The following is a 17703-nucleotide window of genomic DNA, read 5'->3' as shown; positions in this document are numbered from 1 at the left end:
CACTCTCGGCAACGGCTGTCGAGCACCCCCGCTATTACCAAGATGAATGTCGATGAATAGTTCGACTACCCCCTGGACATTCCTGCCGGGCTTTCTCGAACAACTATAGACCAGCCCGCACACGCATTACCAAGATTTCACGCCCGTCTGCCGATAGTCTGATCTTTCGCTCAACCCGCGCCCATTCTCGAGAGGCTTTCCACTGTGGCAACCACCGAATTTCATATTCTGGGAATCTCACTGGCGGTGCTCTCCGCCGCCGCCCTCTCGATCGGAAATATCTGGCAGAGCCGAGGCGTGCAACTGGCCACCGAGAACAAGGGCAACAAGAAGCTCTTCGTCACGATGCTCAAAACTCGTGTGTGGCTGATGGGCGCCGCGATGTATGGGCTCGCGATGCTGCTGCAGATCGCGAGCTTGACCTTCGCCCCGCTCATGCTCGTGCAGCCGATCGGGATCCTTGCCCTCGTGTTCGCGGTGTTCCTCGGGGCTCGACTCAGTGGCACCAGCCCCAGTCGAGAGATCTACCGTGCGATGACCACATGCCTGATCGGCGTGGCCGGATATGTGATCATTGCAGCCCAGGTCAGCAAGCAGAAACCCATCGATGATGCCGAGCTCATCGCGATCCTCAGCGCCCTGTTCATCGCATTGCTCGCCGTCGGCGTCGTGCGCGTGATCAACCACGGACAGGCACGTCGTGCGCCGATCATCTACGTCGTGCTCGGTGGCGTCTTCAACGCTTTCGTGGCCTCGCTCGGCAAGACGGTCATCCTGCGCATCCAGGCGCTCCTGAAAGCCGACAGCTTCGTCTTCAACAGCGGCACCGTGCTCACTCTGGCATGCCTTCTCGGAGTGGGCTTGGCTTCATTTCTTGCGATCTATTACATCCAGACGGCGTACACATGCAACCCGTCAGATATCGTCGTCGCGGGCACGACGGTCATTGATCCTGCTGTCTCCGTGCTCATTGGAATCACCATTCTCCACGAGGCCACAAATGCGTCGCCCTTGTCATTGCTCCTGATTGCAATCTGTGGGCTCATTGCCATACTCGGCGTAATCAACCTGTCAAAGGCAGAAACCACCCCTGCGACTGCAGAGTCAAGCGGAGATAAAAGCACGAAGAGCTGACTGAGAGGGCGCCTCATCTGCCATCGCGGACGAGGCGCCCTCCTTCAGCGAGATACTATTTCGTTCCCTGGGCAGTGCCCTGTCCGAGGGATTTGAGCAGCTTCGCGATCTCGGCGAACTCATCCTTCTTCCGCGCGACGAACTCGAGAGCCTCGATGCCGGTGCTGACGAGCCCCATGCCCAGTTCGCCGGCGTCGGAGAACTTGTGGCTCACGTCACCCGACAGCCCACCTTCCAGCGCCAGTTCTCCGATCAAATCGAGTTTCAGGATTTTCGATCCCTCGGTGAAGCTGAGCTTCTCGAAGTCGACCCAGATGATGTTCGGACGGGTGGTGGACTCGAACGCATAGCGCTTGTTTGTGAGATCCGCGACGACCTGCCAGATGGTCTGCGAGGCGTCGGGCTTGCCCGGTTCCGGAGTGCGGAAGGGCTGCGCCGCGTTGCGGATGATGCTGAACATCGCCGCCATGGCCTGCAACTGCGTCTGCGGCTGCACCTGATGCTCGACGTAGTACGACGCGCGAGCGAAGCGATCAGCAGCCAGGGTCGATCCCGGCAGCGGCTTGTCGCCTCCCAGACCCTCAATCTGCTTGACCAGTTCGAGCTGCTTGTCGAATGTCGGTGAGTTCGTCATCACCTTGTAGTCGCGGTTATGGTAGACCTGCACTTCTCCGCCGACGTACTCGATGATCGCCGAGTCTCCGGACGCATCATTGATGGCCAGATGCAGGGTGGGAACCAGATGGCCCGTCGGGTCGAACAGCTGCGACACCTTGACGTCGGCGCTGTTGGTCCATTCGACGGCTTCGGCCACGGTGGCGAAGTTGTCGAGGTAGTACTGCAGCCAGACCGCCTGACTGAGTTGCACGTCCGATTCCTTCGGCTGTCCGTAGTCCGACTCAGCGAGCCACAGGATGTGCCCGGCGAAGCCCTCCTCGTTCATCCCATCGGTGGCGATGAGATCGAACGCGGTAGCGATCACGCTGCCGTACTTCGCCTTCCACACCAACTTGTTGTTGGCACCATCCTTGCGCTCCACGCCACGGGGCATCTTCCACAGATTCGTCAGCAGATCCATGTGGAAGTCCATGTTCCGGCCGACGATGACCGTTCCGTTCGCATCCGGCCACAGCACTCGTGTACACATTTCGAGGATTTCCTTTCTTTCGCGCGCTGGAGCGCGCGTTTCTACGTTTCGGACTGATCCCGGGACTCGACTCCGACCCCGGGCTGGTCAGGTCAGCGTGCCGCCCTGTCGTCGGGCGACGCCATCGCTGCTGCAGCGCGATTCCATGGCAGCTGAGGCAGCACGACAGCTGAGGCGAGCACGAAGCAGATCGCACCGATGAACGTGCCCCAGTTCGACAGACCGGCATCCTTGCTGGAACCGTCATCGAGGACGAAGGCACCGACCGCAGACAACGCGAAGGCTATGCACCCGATCATGTTGATGTGTGCTGACCACCACGATGCTGCGACCGGCTTCCACAGCGTTCCGGTCTCGCGGTAGAACGCCACGTAGACGAAGCAGGCACTCACGAGGAACGCGAACGAGCCACCCGCATCCGGGTTCCACATGTAGTGCTTCTCGTCTGCGACCGACTTCGCCGTCAATGCGGTCGTCGTACTCACATTGAACAGCAGTGTTCCGAGACTCTGCGTCGCCGCCGCGAGCCATTCAGCGCGTGGGGTCTTACCAGTTCCCCCCGGCGTCGGCACTGTCGCATCCCCGCTGAGCAGCACCTGCATGAAACCGGCCGTCGTGAAGAACCACGCGCCGATGAAGCTCAGCCAGTTGGTTGCGCCCGCACCGGCGATATCCCAGATCGACGCGGCGGCCCCCACCGCGAAAAGCGATCCCCCCACCATGAAGAACACGCTCTGCTTGGTCAGGGTCGGCGTGAGAAAAGAAGCCGGGCTGGCGTGAATGGCGACCTTCGTCATCTATGGCTCCGTTCCGTTACGGATGCTGTACGGGGTGGTGCCGTCGACGGCACCACCCCACACGGCTGAGTCAGTGTGCGAAGCCCTGCTTCTTGGCCTCGCGTGGCAGTGGAGTGGTGAGCGCATCGAGGTACGCGACCTCCTCCTCGATCGCCGTGAGCAGGTAGCTCGCGAGATCCATGCTGAGATCGGCGCGGACGACGATGCGCTGCACGACCATGTCAGCGATGTCCTCGGGCATCGGGTACGCCGGCACCAGCCAGCCGCGCATGCGCAGTCGATCCGCGAGGTCATACAGATCCCAGTTGCGCTCTGTCTTGTCGAGCTTCCAGGCGAACACGGGAATCGTGTCGCCCTTGCTGATCAGCTGGAACGGCCCCATCTTCGCGATGTGGGACGACAAATAGGTCGCCACATTTATCGACCCCTGCTGGACCGCGCGGTAGCCCTCGCGACCAAGTCGAAGGAACTGGTAGTACTGCAGCAGGACCTGAGCACCGGGACGTGAGAAGTTCAACGCCAGGGTCGGCATGTCGCCGCCGAGATAGCTCACGTGGAAGATGAGGCTCTCGGGACACACCGCCTTGCTGCGCCACACGACCCAGCCAACGCCAGGGTAGACGAGGCCGTATTTGTGGCCCGAGGTGCTGATCGAGTTGACTCGGTCGATTTGGAAGTCCCATTCCAGCTCGGGCTGGCAGAACGGAGCGACCATCGCGCCCGATGCACCGTCCACGTGGATCTTCACGTCGACTCCGGTGCTCGCCTGGATCTCGTCCAGTTTCGCGGCAATCTCCTTCACCGGCTCATACAGACCGGTATAGGTCTGTCCGAGAATCGCGACGACACCGATGGTGTTCTCGTCGACGTACTTCTCGAGCTCGAAGCCGTCGAGCACCAGGTGCTCCTCGGTGACCGGCACATAGCGCGCCTCGACATCCCAGTAGTTGCAGAACTTCTCCCACACGACCTGAACGCCGGCGGAGAGGATCAGGTTCGGGCGCTCGGTCGACTTGCCCTCGGCCCTGCGACGCTCCTGCCACAACCGCTTCAGTGCGAGGCCGCCGAGCATGCAGGCTTCCGAGGATCCGATCGTCGAGGTGCCGATCGTGTCATCCGCGTCAGGCACGTTCCAGAGGTGGGCGAGCATCCGCCAGCAGCGGTCCTCGATCTCGGCCGTGGCCGGATACTCGTCCTTGTCGATCATGTTCTTGTCAGCGGCCTGCAGGTAGATCTTGCGGGCGTTATCGTCCATCCACGTCGAGACGAACGTGGCGAGGTTCATTCGCGAGTTTCCGTCCAACATCGCCTTATCGTGCACGAGCTGGTATGCGGTCTCCGGCGAGAGCATGCCTTCGGGAAGCTCGAATATGGGCAGCGTATCGGCCTCACCCGGGCGAGTGAAAACGGGCTTGATCTCCAGCTGAGCGCTATCGTCCTGGGTGGATGCAGCGCGGAACAGTTCAGACATAAATGATCCTCTCAAGGTGGTCGCGCGAGCGAATGCAACGAATTCCGACAAAGAGAGGATTCAAAGAGAGCGCGGACCGCACGGCATTGCGGGCGCGCCGAAATCGAGCTCGGGAGCGATAAATCGCCCCCTCCGAAACGAAGATCACTTCGCTTCCCCCCTCCGAACTCTGCGGGCAGATTTCATGCCCATTCGGGTATCGAAGTTGTTTCACAACAACACCCGCCCCCGGTTAGACGCCACCATAGCAGTACACCCCGCACCGAAATCAAGCAAAATTTGTCTGAACTGTCTGCAGCCCTTCGGCGAGGCTCACCACACACTTTTGGAGGACGAGAATGAATCTTCGACACTCACGCCTACAGCGCGCACTCGCCGCGCTGCACGCCACGGACGCGCCACAGCCGCCCATCGCCGCGAGATCTAAACGCCTCATCGACATGCTGGGATTGCTGTCGGCCGCGCTTCTCGCAGGCTCGCAGCCCACGAACGAGGTCGCCGTGTCGATCACGTCTCTCGCGCGTACCTACGGGCGTCCCGACATGCGCATCGTCGCGCTGCCCACTCTCGTGATCATCGACGATCCCGCCGCCGACGCCCATCACACTGCGGTGTTCGAGGTGTCCCCCAAGGCGCTCCGACTGGATCAGGTTGCATCACTCGAGTCGCTCATCACCCACGCCGCACGCGACCGCACCGACCCCGATGCAGTGATCGACCAGACGCAGCAGATCGTCGCCGCACCCCCGCGCTTCGGGTTCTGGACCGCACTTCTGGGACATGTGCTCCTCGCCGAAGGATTCGGGCTCATCATCAGCCCTGTGCCGTCCTCGCTGCCCATCTATGCCGCCCTCGGCCTCGTGGTCGGCGTACTCGTCCTCACCGGCTCGCGCGTGCGAACGCTTGCACTGGTACTTCCAGTGGCGGCGGCATTCATCGCGACGGCACTCGTCGGAATCCTCGCTCCCAGCCTGGCGAGCGAAAGCATGCTCAGCTTCGTCACGCCAGCGCTGGTCAGCCTTCTACCCGGCCTCACGCTCACCAACGCCGCAGTCGAACTCACAAACGGCCAGATCATCGCCGGCGCAAGCCGCCTGCTCTACGGCACTGCCACCCTCGCCCTGCTCGCCTTCGGCCTCTATCTGGGCATCGTCCTCACCGGCGTCTCCCACCCGCACACGTCGACCGGCACGCCTCTGGGTGTGTGGGCCTCATGGCTGGGGATCCCCCTGGTGGCGATCGGATACTACTTCTTCTCCGTGGCCCCGAAGCGCTCGTTCCTGTGGATCCTGCTCGCCCTCACCGTCGCCTACTCCGCCCAACTGCTGGGCCACGCCCTGCTCGGCGCGGCGCTGTCCGGCCTGATCGGAGCGATGATCGCCGTCCCCGTGATCTACCTCGTGACCCACCTTCCGACGGCGCCACCGCCCGGCGTGATGCTCACCTGCGCCTACTGGATGATGGTTCCGGGCTCCATGGGGTTCGTCGGACTCACCGAGGTCGTGTCGGGCAACGCCGGCAGCAGCAATCTGCTGCTGCAGACAGCGGGGGCCATCGTCGCGATCGCGATCGGAATGATCATCGGCACCGGGGTCAGCCGCGACACCGGCGCTTTCACTCGGGCGCTGCGCAGAGCCGCCCACGAGCAGCCCTGACCCCTCTGTCGCGTCCCGACCATGAGGCCGGGTAGGCGTGCAGAAAAGATGTTCGGCGCTATGGTGAGCTCGAGCACGTTCGATGAACACTGCAGTAATTCGAAAGGGTCAGTCAATGCGCATTCTCGTCACAAGCTCCCGGAACACGTTCGCACTCGACATCATCCGAAAATTCGGAAGCACCGGCCACTACGTGGTCGCCGCCGATACGTATGCCGGTGCGATTGGAAGCCACTCCCGGTACATCTCATCGCACGCGGTGGTCGCATCACCTCGGTTCGAAACCGACCAGTTCATCGACGACATAACGCGCATCGTCAATGACCACGAGATTGACCTCATCATCCCCACTTTCGAGGAGGCGTTCTACCTCGCTGCGCGAAAGTCCGACCTTCCCGCAGCCGTCACGCTGTTCACCGGTCGATTCGACAAACTCGCTCAATTGCATGACAAGGGCAGCTTCCAGCGCATCGTCGAACGCGCGGGCGTGCCCATTCCGGAAACCGTGATCGTCACTGATAAAGAAGAGCTGCATGCAGCCATTGAGCGCTTCCCTCAATTCTTCGCACGTGCCGTGTTCTCACGTGGGGGCGTGAGCCTGCTCACGAACACGGGCCCACTGGCGGGCAAGATGGCAGTTGAGGACTGCCACCCGACGCCGGATCAGCCCTGGCTCGTGCAGCCTTTCACCGATGGGCCGATGATCTGCACGTACAGCATCATCGTCGATGGAAGGGTCACCGCCCAGTGCACGTACAGTGCACCCGAGCAGTGGGCCCACAGCACCGGCATCACGTTCCTCGCTGAGGACAGCACCCGCACTCTCGAGTACACCCAGCGCATCATCGATGAGCTCGATCCCACATACACCGGGCAGCTGTCCTTTGACTTCGTCAATCATCACGGCGAGCTCTACGCGATCGAATGCAACCCGCGCCCCACCAACGGCGTGATCCTTCTCGAGACAGCCGAGTTCCTCGCCGCGCTGGCCGGACGAAACGGGTCCACGGCAGTCGTCGAAGCAGGCACCGAGCGACAGATCCGGCTGGCTGTGCTCGCGGATGCGTTCACAGAGCCGGTCGCGCATCTGAAGACCTCGCTGCACGACCTGCTCGAAGTCCACGACGTCGGTCATGGATGGCACGACTCGTTCGCGATGATGTGGGGACCGGCGGCGATCATCCACGGTGCGAAGCTCGCTCACGGACACCGCGAGCAGCTGCTGAAGGCAATGGGCGATGACATCGTCTGGAACGGCGAGCCCATCGTCGGCATGAGCATGCACGATGCTGAAGCTCTGGAGGAAGTGCACGCTCAGCGCGTGTGAGCCCGCCTCGACCACGCGTCCAGCAAGGACACGGTCCGCCCTGCTGCGCCGCGCCGCGGCAGGGCGGACAGCTTCTCGGCGATGGCCGGCAGGAGCTCCTGACGGCCATCGATGAGCCATTCCAGTGCATTCAGCAGAGCGACCGCATGGGTGTCGAGCGCGCTGTGCCCGTTCTCGATGCATACGGTCACGGCGTGCTGCGAAGCCGCCGCTATTCTCGCCGCGATCGCCGGTGGAGTCCGCAGGTCGCGCGACCCCGTCAGCAGCACCAGCGGCCAGGTGAAAGCGCGCACAGTTGCGCTCAGTTCGAAAGGCTCCCCCGCGAAGGGCGGGAAGCGATCACGCAGTGGAGCATAGGTGAGTGCGGGATCCAGCGGCAGGCCATCGGCCACGGCGCTGTAGCCGAGTTCGCGGAACCCGATCACTCCCGCGAGATCGAACTCGTAGATCCCCGGTATTCGCGCACCGGGGGCGTCACGCGTCGCATAAGCCTCGATCGCCTTCCAGATGAGGTGACGCCCGACCCGAAGGCGACGGCGCAGCAGCGGCACCAGCAGCCGATCGCCGCCGAGTTCATACGCCGCCCGCGACACGTCTAGCAGCACACGCTGCTCGACGCCCGCGGCCGCCGCTTCCCGGACCAGAGCGGCCGATTCGGTCGGTGCCTCCCACAGCAGGCCGCGGATCACCGTGCGCTCGAGACCGAGCTCGTCGGCCGACTGCAGAGCCGAATCCAGCAGCATCCCCGCGACCCGCTCGGGATGCCTCACGCCGAAACCCGCGGCGAGATAGCTGCCGTACGACGAGCCGACGATGTGCGCGCGCGGGATGCCTTCGTGGTCGAGCACTGCGGCGATGTCGTCGACGACGTCGATGACGCGCATCGCCGAGGGCGGCAGATCCGCACCGGAGAGATCGGTGCGGGAGAGTCCGACGCCCCGGTGCTCGACCATGATCAGCTCGATCCCTCGACGTGCGGCGATCGCGCGCAGCGTCCGATATGGGAGGACGGATCCCAGCCCCGGTCCTCCGGGGATCACCACAGCGGGCGGGCGCGCTGAGCTCGGCCCCGTTCGCACATATGTGAGCTCGAATGCAGGAGCGGATGCTGTGGCGGGGCGCCGCAGTCGGCGCACTCCCCGGGTGTCACGAGCGACGCCCAGAAGGGTCGCCGACAGCATCCGCTCACCGACGCTGCCGGAGGTCACCGCATCACCTGGTCAGGCGCGGTGAGCGCAACACGCCGGTAGGCGATGAGGTTCACCACTAGCGCGGTCAGGATCGACAGGGCGGCGCCGAAGATCGTGAAGCCGAACCGCTCGGTGTCCAGCAGCAGAGTATCCACGTCTGAGGTATCCATCAGCACCACCGCGACGGTGAGGAAGAACGCGTACTGCCAGTACGGGCGGTTCAGCAGCATGAACACCGCACACATCCACAGTGCCAGCAGCGCGATGATCTCAACGACCAACTCCGGCAGAGGCATGAGCGTCAGCAGCGAGACGACGATGAACCCGGCGAGGGTGCCACTGACGCGCCCGACCATCTTGGCTGGGGTGAACAGGTGCTGCGGGTCGGCGAGCACGTAGAGGGTGAGCGTAACCCACACCCAGTGCGTCTCGAGCTCCGTCGTCGTCCCCACGACCATCACCGCGGACGAGATGATGCCGAGGATCGTGCCGTAGGCGATCGCCACTCGCGGAGCGGGAGCCTCCACAGGGGACAGGTGCCGTTCTCCGCCCGCTACGCGGAGAATCAGGATCGTCCACGCCCCCATCACCAGCATGATCACGGCGAGCCAGAGAAAATACTGCGGCCCGATGGCCGGTGGATCCCGGAACAGGGCCGGCGGCGAGTGCATGAAGTACGGCACCAGGATCGGCAGCTGCAGCACAGCCTTGCCGATTCCACGACTGGCCGCATAACCGTAGCCCACGCCGAGCAGCACCAGAATCAGCGCCAGCGCCCAGATCTGATCGCGCAGCAGTATCGAGATGCTGCCGAACACGGTGAGCCCGACGACCACAGCAGCGGCCACTCGCGGGCCGCCGCTCATCCAGCCGAAGGTCGCAGCCAGCACGCCGTAGAAGGCGACCGCGCTGACTCCCGGCACGAAGCTCGCGGTGATCAGCGCCGGCGCCGCCACCACCACCAGCGCCACCAGAAGCTTCGCTGCAAGCATCATCGTCTTGCGTCTGGTCTTCATGTCAGATGTGTCTGAGACGTGCACAATTCCCTCCGCCATCCCGAAGCGCCCCCACGCCACGTCGCTTTCGGCACCACCATAGCGGAGCCGCGTCGCCGGCGAGCCCGGCGACGACAGCGGTCGCCCCTGCCCGCTCAGTCAGGTGACCGCCGGGCCTGATCAGTTCCAGGTGCTCGGCGCCGGCGCCTTGGTGGGCGGGAGCACGGACGCCGCCGACCAGTCGTGGATCCACTCGTCGATGGCAGGGATGCCCTCCGGCTGGCCGACCGCCGCGAACAGCTCCTCGTGACTCACCGTGCCGCCGCTGCGGCGCAGCATCCGAGCCCGAACGATCACGCGCGCATATACCTCACCGTCGACGACGGCGCGGTGCTCGAGGAATATCGCCTTGTCGTCGTGTCCGATCATGCGCGACTCGACGTCGAAGCGCTGCCACAGCTGCAGCGACTTGCGGAACGTGACGGTCTGGCTGGAGACCACGGCGTACCAGCCGCGGTTCTTCATCTCGTCGAACAGCCCGGTGCGGATCAACAGGTCCCAGCGGCCGAGATCGAACAGCGACAGGTAGCGGCCGTTGTTCATGTGCCGCAGGATGTCGAGGTCCGTGGGCAGCGTGGTCAGCCGGACACGCCCGATCTCCGTCGGCGCGAGCACTCGACCGCGGCGGACCCGCCGCCTGGCCTGGAGGATCACGAGGATGGTGCGCCAGATCACATTCACAAAGGGCGATAGTAGTGATCCGACGACGTGCACCCCAACTTGATTGGACGGTTGCTACAGAGCGCCAGACGTGTTACCGGTCGATTTCATCTCTCGCCCTCGCGCGCGTAGAGTCGCGGCATGAGCGCCGAAGCCCAGCCTGAGATCATCGTCCGTCCGGTCCGCGATGTCGATGCGGAAGCCCTCGGTCGCGTGCACGCGCAGACGTGGCACGAGACCTACGACCACCTGATCAGCAAGGCCGCACTGGAGCGGATCTCACCGCGCCGCATGGCCGAGCTGTGGACCAACTGGGCCCGTCAGGGCGACGACTTCAAGATGAGCGCCGCGCTCGTCGATGGTGAGATCGTCGGCTTCGTCGGGTCCGGCCCCGCCCGAGACAAGGACGCCCCCGCGATGCGGGAGCTGTACTTCATCTACCTGCTCGAGGACCAGCACGGCACTGGACTCGGCCAAGCACTGTTCGATGCCGCCGTCGAGAAGGACGAGCCGCTGTACCTGTGGGTCGCCGACGACAACCCGCGCGCACACCGTTTCTACGTGCGCAACGGCTTCACGCTCGACGGCGCCAGCCACACCGAGCCGTTCCTCGGCGAGACCCTCACCGAGGTGCGCTTCGTGCGCTGAGCCTCACATGAGAATGGCCCTCCCGCTGTGCGCGGGAGGGCCATTCTCGTCCCGGGCTCAGAGCGCCCGGATGATGTCCTCCACGCGCTCCTTGGCGTCACCGAACAGCATCTGCGTGTTGTCGCGGAAGAACAGCGGGTTCTGCACTCCGGCATAGCCCGCGGCCATCGACCGCTTGAACACGATGACGTTCTCGGCCTCCCAGACCCGCAGCACCGGCATCCCGGCGATCGGGCTGCCCGGATCCTCAGCGGCGGCGGGGTTCACGGTGTCGTTGGCGCCGATCACCAGCACGACGCTCGTCGACGCCAGGTCGTCATTGATCTCATCCATGCCGAGCACGATGTCGTACGGCACCTTCGCCTCGGCCAGCAGCACGTTCATGTGCCCCGGCAGGCGCCCTGCGACGGGATGGATGCCGAAGCGCACATCCACGCCGCGCTCGCGCAGCCGGGCGACGAGGTCGGCGACGGGATACTGCGCCTGCGCCACGGCCATCCCGTAGCCGGGCGTGATCACGACGGACTTCGCCGAGGTGAGCATCGCCGCCGCACCGGCCGCGCTGGTCTCGCGGTACTCTCCGTAGTCCTCGTCGGAGGAGGCGGATGCCACGATGCCGAACCCTCCGGCGATGACCGAGATGAACGACCGGTTCATCGCCTTGCACATGATGTACGACAGGTACGCACCGGACGAGCCGACCAGCGCACCGGTGACGATCAGCAGATCGTTGTTCAGCAGGAAACCGGCCGCGGCGGCCGCCCAGCCCGAGTAGCTGTTCAGCATCGAGACGACCACCGGCATGTCGCCGCCGCCGATCGAGGCGACCAGGTGCCAGCCCAATGCGAACGACAGCAGGGTCACGGCGATCAGCAGCCAGAGCTGCTGGTCGATGACGAACCAGGTGGTGAGCCCGACGAACGCGACGAGTGCGCCGACGTTGAGCAGGTTCTTGCCGGGCAGCATCAGCGGACGCGACGAGATCTTCGCCGACAGCTTCAGATACGCCACGATCGAGCCGGTGAACGTCACGCCGCCGATGAAGATGCCGACGAAGACCTCGGCGTTGTGGATGTCGACGAGCTGCGGCGGGATGGCGGCGTGCGCGAGGTGGCCGTTCCAGCCGACCAGCACGGCGGCGAGACCGACGAAGCTGTGCAGCAGGGCGATCAGCTCCGGCATCTCGGTCATCTTCACGACCTTGGCGCGCCACAGCCCGATGGCGGCGCCGACGAGCACTCCGACGCCGAGCAGGGTGAGCCCGAGCAGAGCACCGGTGCCGCCCCAGGCGTCGGCGATGGTGAGGGCGAGGGTCGCGAGAAGCGCGATGGCCATGCCGACGATGCCGTAGACGACACCCGCGCGGGCGGATTCGTGGCGGCTGAGACCGGCGAGGCTCAGGATGAACAGCAGGGCGGCGACGATATAGGCCGCCCCGGCGAGTGCGTCGACGGTCACTTCTGGCCGCCCTTCACGAACATGTTGAGCATTCGCCTCGTGACGGCGAAGCCACCGAAGATGTTGATGCTGGCCAGCAGCACCGCGACCGCGGCGACGACCTGCACGAGCGGGTTCGAATCGGTGATCTGCAGCATGGCGCCGACGATGATCACTCCGGAGATCGCATTGGTGACCGACATCAGCGGGGTGTGCAGTGCATGATGCACCTTGCCGATCACGTAGAAGCCGATCACCACCGACAGCATCAGCACGGTGAAGTGCTGCGGCAGCGGGTCAGGGGCGAACAGGTTGACGACGAACAGCGCGGCGATGCCGACGACGATCAGTGCGATCTTCTTGCCCGCGCTCATCTTCTTCTGCTCGGCGATCGGCGCCGGCTCCGTCTTGGCCGCAGCGGGTGACGGCGCCGCGGCGACCTGCACCGCTGGCGGCGGCCAGGTGACCTCGCCGTCGCGCACGACGGTCACGGAACGCTGCACGACGTCTTCGAAGTCGATGCTCAGCGCACCGTCCTTGTTCGGCGTCAGCAGCTCGACGAGGTTGGCGACGTTGGTGCCGTACAGCTGCGAGGCCTGGGTCGCGAGGCGCGATGCGAGGTCGGTGTAGCCGAGGATGATCACGCCGTTGTCGGTGACGGTCCGCTCCCCCGCGACCGAGCCCTCGACGTTGCCGCCTTGCGCTGCGGCCATGTCGACGATGACGCTGCCCGGCTTCATGCGGGCGACATCGGATGCCGTGATGAGGCGGGGCGCTGCACGGCCGGGGATCAGCGCCGTGGTGACGATGATGTCGACGTCGGCTGCCTGCTCGGTGTAGATCTCGGCGGCGCGCCGGTCGTAGTCGGCGCTGGTCGCCTTCGCGTAGCCGTCGGTCGACTTCTCGACCTCGACGTCGACGGGGATGTATGTGCCGCCGATCGACGAGACCTGGTCGGCGACCTCTGGGCGAGGGTCAGTGGCGCGCACGATCGCGCCGAGGCTGGATGCTGCGCCGATGGCGGCAAGGCCAGCGACGCCGGCACCGGCGACGAGCACCTTCGCCGGCGGGACCTTGCCGGCGGCAGTGACCTGCCCGGTGAAGAACCTGCCGAACTCGTGTGCGGCCTCGACCACGGCGCGGTACCCGGCGATGTTCGCCATCGAGCTCAGCACGTCCATCGACTGGGCGCGCGAGATCCGAGGAACGGCGTCGAGGGCGAGTGCCGTGATGCCGCGCTGGGCGAGCTTCTCGACGAGCTCGGGTTTCAGCGCCGGCGACAGCAGGGCGATGAGGGTCGCTCCGTCTGCCAGGGCGGCGATCTCAGCATCCGACGGCGGGTTCACCTTCAGCACCACCGGGCGCGACCACGCCTCGGCGGCGGACACGATCTCGGCACCGGCCTGCCGGTACTCCTCGTCGGGGTAGGACGAACGCGCACCCGCGCCGGTCTCGACGGCCACCTCGTAGCCGAGCTTTCTCAGCGTCTGCACGGTCGCCGGCGTCGCGGCGACCCGCGCCTCGTCCGGCCCTTCCCGCACTATTCCGATCTGCGTCACTGCGATCCTCCTGCCCGACATCCCCGTCGGTCTCTGCTTCGTTCGTTGCTGCTCTGACAGTTTCGCTCAGACTACTGAGCGCTCGTGAAGAAGCCCGGCGGTTCCTGGGATGTGACGCCTGAAGAACAGGGGTTCTTGCTGCTGGGGAAAGCGAGAGGTCCCCTCGCCGCGGCGAAGGGACCTCTCATGTGAATGCACGACTCAGCGCCCGGACACCTGCCCGAACAGCTTCGCGATCGGGGCCAGCACCAGCGGACGCGCGGCGAACCAGCCACCGGCGACGACGACCATGGCCAGCACGAACACCCAGAAGCCCGTCCAGTTGGCGGCGTACTCGACGCCGTCGACGGACCCCATCGAGGCGAACATGTGGTTCAGGTTGCGCAGCGCCCCGGTGAGGAACACCAGCGCCACGTGCACGATGATGAACGCCACGAAGTACAGCATGATCGGGAAGTGCAGCGCGCGCGCCCACTCCACCGGGTAGGCCTTCGAGAGCTTCTCGGCCTTCTTCGGCCACAGGCCCGACATCCGGAAGCCGGTGATCGCCGCAAGTGGCGCGGCGATGAAGACGGTCGTGAAGTAGGCCAGCTGCTGCAGGCTGTTGTAGTTCACCCAGCCGTTGTCTGTGGGCCAGTCGAACGAGACGTACTGCAGGCCCGCTGACAGCGCGTTCGGGAAGACCTCCCAGCTCGTCGGCACGATCCGCACCCAGTGTCCGGTGGCGATGATCAGCACGACGAAGATCACGCCGTTGACCAGCCACAGGATGTCGAGCGACTGGTGGAACCACAGGGTCAGGCTGATCTTGCCCTTGGCGTTGCCCTTGGGGGTCCAGAACACCGTCGGCCGCTTCTCGGTGCGCACACCGAGACCCGAGCGGATGATCAGCACCATCAGGAAGATGTTGAAGAAGTGCTGCCAGCCGATCCAGGGCGCGAAGCCAGGTGCGACCTCGATCGCCGGGTGGTACTCGCCCGGGTACGTGGTCAGGAAGTCCTGCATGAACGGAAGGCTGAGGAACGTCCGCACGAAGAAGACGGCGGCGACCGCCAGCAGGCCGAGGGAGGCAAGGCCCAGCAGTCCGCCGATGGCCTGCGGCCACGTCGGGCGCAGTTTCGACGGCTGCGGCAGCGGCTCTGCGGCATGGCGGGGCGCCTTGCCCTGCCAGACCGTGCGAGTGAACGGCAGCGGGGTGGAGACATCGGTGGCGGATGCCACGGCGACGGCCGTCCCCGGGGCCTCTGCGATCTCGGCTGCCTGGGCGGGCGCCTCGGCGACGGCCTCCTGAGTGGTCGTCACGGTGACGCGCGCGGCGCCGGCCGGAGGCCACGGCTCGCCGCCCGCAACACGCGGAAGTCCGCGGCGCAGGCTGGCCCCGTCGACCGTCGACGTGACGGTTGCGGTCGGTGCGACGGCGACCGGCGTGGATGCAGACGGGGCAGCCTCGACAGTCGGCTGGGCGACAGCATCCGACACCGCGACAGCGGATGCCACCGGTGCGGCGACCGCGGCCGATGCGCCGGCCGGAGGCCAGGGCTCGCCACCCGCGACACGGGGCAGACCTCGGCGCAGGCTCACGCCCGCGGTCGCTGCCGCGACGGCTGGCGTGGCAGGCGTGGCGGGTGCGGTCGCTTCCGCGACTGCACCGGATGCTGCCGAGTGCACGGCCTGTTCGCGTGAAGAATCCGTGCTCTCGGCGAGATCCCGTGCTGTCGACGCCGCAGCGGCAGCAACCGGAGCAGCAGCAGAGCCGGGGACGTCGACCGTCGTGGCAGGGGGCCAGGGCTCGCCGCCGTTCACCCGCGGCAGGCCGCGGCGCAGCATCCGCTCAGCCATGACTAGTTCTTCCGCGCTTCGAGCGCCTCGATCAGCTGCGGCACGACGGTGAACACGTCACCGACGATGCCGAAGTCGGCGACGTCGAAGATCGGCGCCTCGCCGTCCTTGTTGATCGCGACGATCGTCTTGGCGGTCTGCATGCCGGCGCGGTGCTGGATGGCGCCCGAGATGCCGAGCGCGATGTACAGCTGCGGCGACACCGAGACACCGGTCTGACCGACCTGGTGTGCGTATGGGACGTATCCGGCGTCGACGGCGGCGCGCGAGGCGCCGACAGCGGCACCGAGCGTGTCGGCCAGCTGCTCGACGAGTGCGAACTGCTCCTTCGAGCCGAGTCCACGTCCACCCGAGACGACCCGCGCGGCACCGCGCAGCTCTGGACGCGACGAGGTCTTCTCCTCGGCGGCGATCTCGCCGGCCGTGGCCGCGGCGGCACCGGATGCTGTCACCGAAAGCTCTTCGACAGCGGGCGTCGCGGCCTCGGCACGGGCGTCGACCGCACCCTGGCGCACCGTGATGACGGGGGCGCCGAACGTGGGAGCGGATGCGGTGAGGAACGAGCCGCCGTAGACGGAGTGCTGAGCGGTGACGCCCTCATCGTCGCGGGCGACGCCGACGGCATCCACCGAGAGTGCGAGCTTCTCGCGCACGGCGAGGCGACCTGCGGCGTCGCGGCCGGCGATCGAGTTCGAGATCAGCACGGCGTCCGGCTGCACCTGTGCGTAGGCGGCCTGCAGCGCGTCGACGACCGGCACGGTCAGCGAGCCGGCGTCACCGGCGGCGGTGAGCACGACCTGCGCGCCGGCGGCCGCGGCCGCATCGACCGCTGCCTGGCTGCCGCCGACGATCAGCGCGACCGGGGCGCCGACGGTCGAGGCTGCACCGATCAGCGCGGCAGTGCTGCTGGCAGCGCCTCCGACGGGGTCGACGTCGACGAGGACGAGGATCGGGTTCGCGGGGTACGCCATGTCACACCAGCCTGTTCTGTGCGAGGAACTCGACGAGCTGAGCGGCGGCATCGCCCTCGTCGGTGATCTTGACACCTGCCGCGCGCGCGGGCTTCTCCGCCACGGTCGTCATGATCGAGCGGGGCGCCTCAGCCGGGTCGACGGAGACGCCGAGATCGGCCAGCGAGAGCACCTCGAGGGGCTTCTTCTTCGCGGCCATGATGCCCTTGAAGTTGGGGAACCGGGCATCCGGCAGCGCCTCGGTGATCGAGATCACGGCCGGCAGCGGCGCGGTGACCTGCTGGGTGCCGTCATCGCCCGTGCGAGTGCCGGTGACCTGGTCGGCGGAGATCTCCAGAGCGCTCAGCGCGGTGGCCTGGGCGAACCCGAGGTGCTCGGCGAGCATGGCGGGGATGACACCGCCCGAGCCGTCAGTGGAGAGATTGCCGGTGATCACGAGGTCAGGCTCGCCGCGGCGGATGGCGGCGGCGAGCGCTTCAGCCGTGAGCGTCAGGTCGGCCCCGCGCAGGTCTTCATCGACGACGTGCACTGCAGCTGCGGCGCCGATCGCGAGTGCGCGACGGATCGATGCCGTCGAGGACTCTGATGCCATCGACAGGGCCACGACCTCGGTGCCGGCGTTCTTGTCGGCGTAGGTGAGCGCCACTTCGAGAGCACGTTCGGTGATCTCATCGAGCACGACATCACCGGCCGCACGATCGGCCAGACCTGTCTCCAGATCGAGCTTGCGGTCGCCGTAGGTGTCGGGCACTTCCTTCACCAGAACGTAGATCTTCATCGAGCCTCCTCACGCCGGATTTGAGTCTATCCGGC

The 17703-nt window shown here is 65.7% G+C and carries 15 protein-coding genes; 4 read left to right on the top strand and 11 right to left on the bottom strand.

Annotated elements, in window-relative coordinates; all coding sequences use genetic code 11:
• Positions 1-204 precede the first annotated feature (204 nt).
• Positions 205-1134, top strand: a complete 930-nt coding sequence (locus tag MNR00_RS02360) for a DMT family transporter (RefSeq protein WP_241927577.1) — start codon at positions 205-207, stop codon at positions 1132-1134.
• A gap of 55 nt (positions 1135-1189) precedes the next feature.
• Here MNR00_RS02360 and MNR00_RS02355 read toward each other — a convergent pair whose 3' ends face one another.
• The 3 genes from MNR00_RS02355 to MNR00_RS02345 form a co-directional block, all read right to left on the bottom strand.
• Positions 1190-2281, bottom strand: coding sequence for a linear amide C-N hydrolase (locus MNR00_RS02355; RefSeq protein WP_241927576.1), 1092 nt, complete (start codon positions 2279-2281; stop codon positions 1190-1192).
• A 92-nt stretch (positions 2282-2373) separates the two neighbouring features.
• Positions 2374-3078, bottom strand: a complete 705-nt coding sequence (locus MNR00_RS02350; protein ID WP_241927575.1) for a hypothetical protein — start codon at positions 3076-3078, stop codon at positions 2374-2376.
• Between the two features lie 70 nt (positions 3079-3148).
• On the bottom strand, positions 3149-4549 hold the full coding sequence (locus MNR00_RS02345) for a glutamate decarboxylase (protein ID WP_241927574.1): 1401 nt from the start codon (positions 4547-4549) through the stop codon (positions 3149-3151).
• Between the two features lie 440 nt (positions 4550-4989).
• Here MNR00_RS02345 and MNR00_RS02340 point away from each other — a divergent pair, with 440 nt between their 5' ends.
• Together MNR00_RS02340 and MNR00_RS02335 are read left to right on the top strand one after the other, a co-directional pair.
• Entirely contained in the window at positions 4990-6204 is a 1215-nt protein-coding gene (locus tag MNR00_RS02340; protein ID WP_241927573.1) for a threonine/serine exporter family protein, read from the top strand.
• 115 nt (positions 6205-6319) lie between these two features.
• Positions 6320-7531, top strand: a complete 1212-nt coding sequence (locus tag MNR00_RS02335; protein WP_241927572.1) for a carbamoyl-phosphate synthase large subunit — start codon at positions 6320-6322, stop codon at positions 7529-7531.
• Here MNR00_RS02335 and MNR00_RS02330 read toward each other — a convergent pair.
• From MNR00_RS02330 to MNR00_RS02320, 3 genes are all read right to left on the bottom strand, one after another.
• Positions 7519-8739 (bottom strand): alpha/beta fold hydrolase, encoded by a 1221-nt coding sequence (locus MNR00_RS02330; protein WP_241927571.1) that lies wholly within the window; start codon positions 8737-8739, stop codon positions 7519-7521. The genes MNR00_RS02335 and MNR00_RS02330 overlap by 13 nt on opposite strands.
• Positions 8736-9737, bottom strand: a complete 1002-nt coding sequence (locus tag MNR00_RS02325) for an FUSC family protein (RefSeq protein WP_241927570.1) — start codon at positions 9735-9737, stop codon at positions 8736-8738. The genes MNR00_RS02330 and MNR00_RS02325 overlap by 4 nt, the downstream gene beginning before the upstream one ends.
• Before the next feature lie 159 nt (positions 9738-9896).
• Positions 9897-10457, bottom strand: a complete 561-nt coding sequence (locus MNR00_RS02320) for an acyl-CoA thioesterase (RefSeq protein WP_241927569.1) — start codon at positions 10455-10457, stop codon at positions 9897-9899.
• Positions 10458-10577: 120 nt separating this feature from the next.
• On the opposite strand from MNR00_RS02320, the gene MNR00_RS02315 reads away from it, so the two are divergent.
• Complete coding sequence (locus MNR00_RS02315; protein WP_241927568.1) at positions 10578-11084, top strand: GNAT family N-acetyltransferase; 507 nt, start codon at positions 10578-10580, stop codon at positions 11082-11084.
• Positions 11085-11141: 57 nt separating this feature from the next.
• Here the strand turns inward: MNR00_RS02315 and pntB are convergent, their stop codons facing one another.
• The 5 genes from pntB to MNR00_RS02290 all read right to left on the bottom strand — a co-directional run bounded on the left by pntB (position 11142) and on the right by MNR00_RS02290 (position 17668).
• Positions 11142-12542, bottom strand: a complete 1401-nt coding sequence (gene pntB, locus MNR00_RS02310; protein ID WP_241927567.1) for a Re/Si-specific NAD(P)(+) transhydrogenase subunit beta — start codon at positions 12540-12542, stop codon at positions 11142-11144.
• Positions 12539-14080, bottom strand: coding sequence for a Re/Si-specific NAD(P)(+) transhydrogenase subunit alpha (locus MNR00_RS02305; RefSeq protein ID WP_241927566.1), 1542 nt, complete (start codon positions 14078-14080; stop codon positions 12539-12541). The genes pntB and MNR00_RS02305 overlap by 4 nt, the downstream gene beginning before the upstream one ends.
• A 201-nt stretch (positions 14081-14281) precedes the next feature.
• Positions 14282-15919 carry a cytochrome b/b6 domain-containing protein gene (locus MNR00_RS02300; RefSeq protein ID WP_241927565.1) on the bottom strand — a complete coding sequence of 546 codons (1638 nt, stop codon included), beginning with the start codon at positions 15917-15919 and terminating at the stop codon, positions 14282-14284.
• 2 nt (positions 15920-15921) lie between these two features.
• A complete protein-coding gene (locus tag MNR00_RS02295) occupies positions 15922-16890 on the bottom strand; it encodes an electron transfer flavoprotein subunit alpha/FixB family protein (protein ID WP_241927564.1) in 969 nt (322 codons plus the stop codon).
• A 1-nt stretch (position 16891) separates the two neighbouring features.
• On the bottom strand, positions 16892-17668 hold the full coding sequence (locus MNR00_RS02290) for an electron transfer flavoprotein subunit beta/FixA family protein (protein ID WP_241927563.1): 777 nt from the start codon (positions 17666-17668) through the stop codon (positions 16892-16894).
• Positions 17669-17703: the final 35 nt, after the last annotated feature.

The sequence above is a fragment of the Microbacterium sp. H1-D42 genome, assembly GCF_022637555.1.
In the GTDB taxonomy this organism is placed as follows: domain Bacteria; phylum Actinomycetota; class Actinomycetes; order Actinomycetales; family Microbacteriaceae; genus Microbacterium.
This window is presented reverse-complemented; position numbering and strand designations above follow the sequence as displayed.

Bases quoted from the DNA above. Each gene is read 5' to 3' on its own strand.
- MNR00_RS02355 (WP_241927576.1), bottom strand. From the start codon at position 2,281: ATGTGTACACGAGTGCTGTGGCCGGATGCGAACGGAACGGTCATCGTC.
- MNR00_RS02350 (WP_241927575.1), bottom strand. From the start codon at position 3,078: ATGACGAAGGTCGCCATTCACGCCAGCCCGGCTTCTTTTCTCACGCCG.
- MNR00_RS02345 (WP_241927574.1), bottom strand. From the start codon at position 4,549: ATGTCTGAACTGTTCCGCGCTGCATCCACCCAGGACGATAGCGCTCAG.
- MNR00_RS02340 (WP_241927573.1), top strand. From the start codon at position 4,990: ATGCTGGGATTGCTGTCGGCCGCGCTTCTCGCAGGCTCGCAGCCCACG.
- MNR00_RS02335 (WP_241927572.1), top strand. From the start codon at position 6,320: ATGCGCATTCTCGTCACAAGCTCCCGGAACACGTTCGCACTCGACATC.
- MNR00_RS02325 (WP_241927570.1), bottom strand. From the start codon at position 9,737: ATGAAGACCAGACGCAAGACGATGATGCTTGCAGCGAAGCTTCTGGTG.
- MNR00_RS02315 (WP_241927568.1), top strand. From the start codon at position 10,578: ATGAGCGCCGAAGCCCAGCCTGAGATCATCGTCCGTCCGGTCCGCGAT.
- MNR00_RS02300 (WP_241927565.1), bottom strand. From the start codon at position 15,919: ATGGCTGAGCGGATGCTGCGCCGCGGCCTGCCGCGGGTGAACGGCGGC.
- MNR00_RS02295 (WP_241927564.1), bottom strand. From the start codon at position 16,890: ATGGCGTACCCCGCGAACCCGATCCTCGTCCTCGTCGACGTCGACCCC.
- MNR00_RS02290 (WP_241927563.1), bottom strand. From the start codon at position 17,668: ATGAAGATCTACGTTCTGGTGAAGGAAGTGCCCGACACCTACGGCGAC.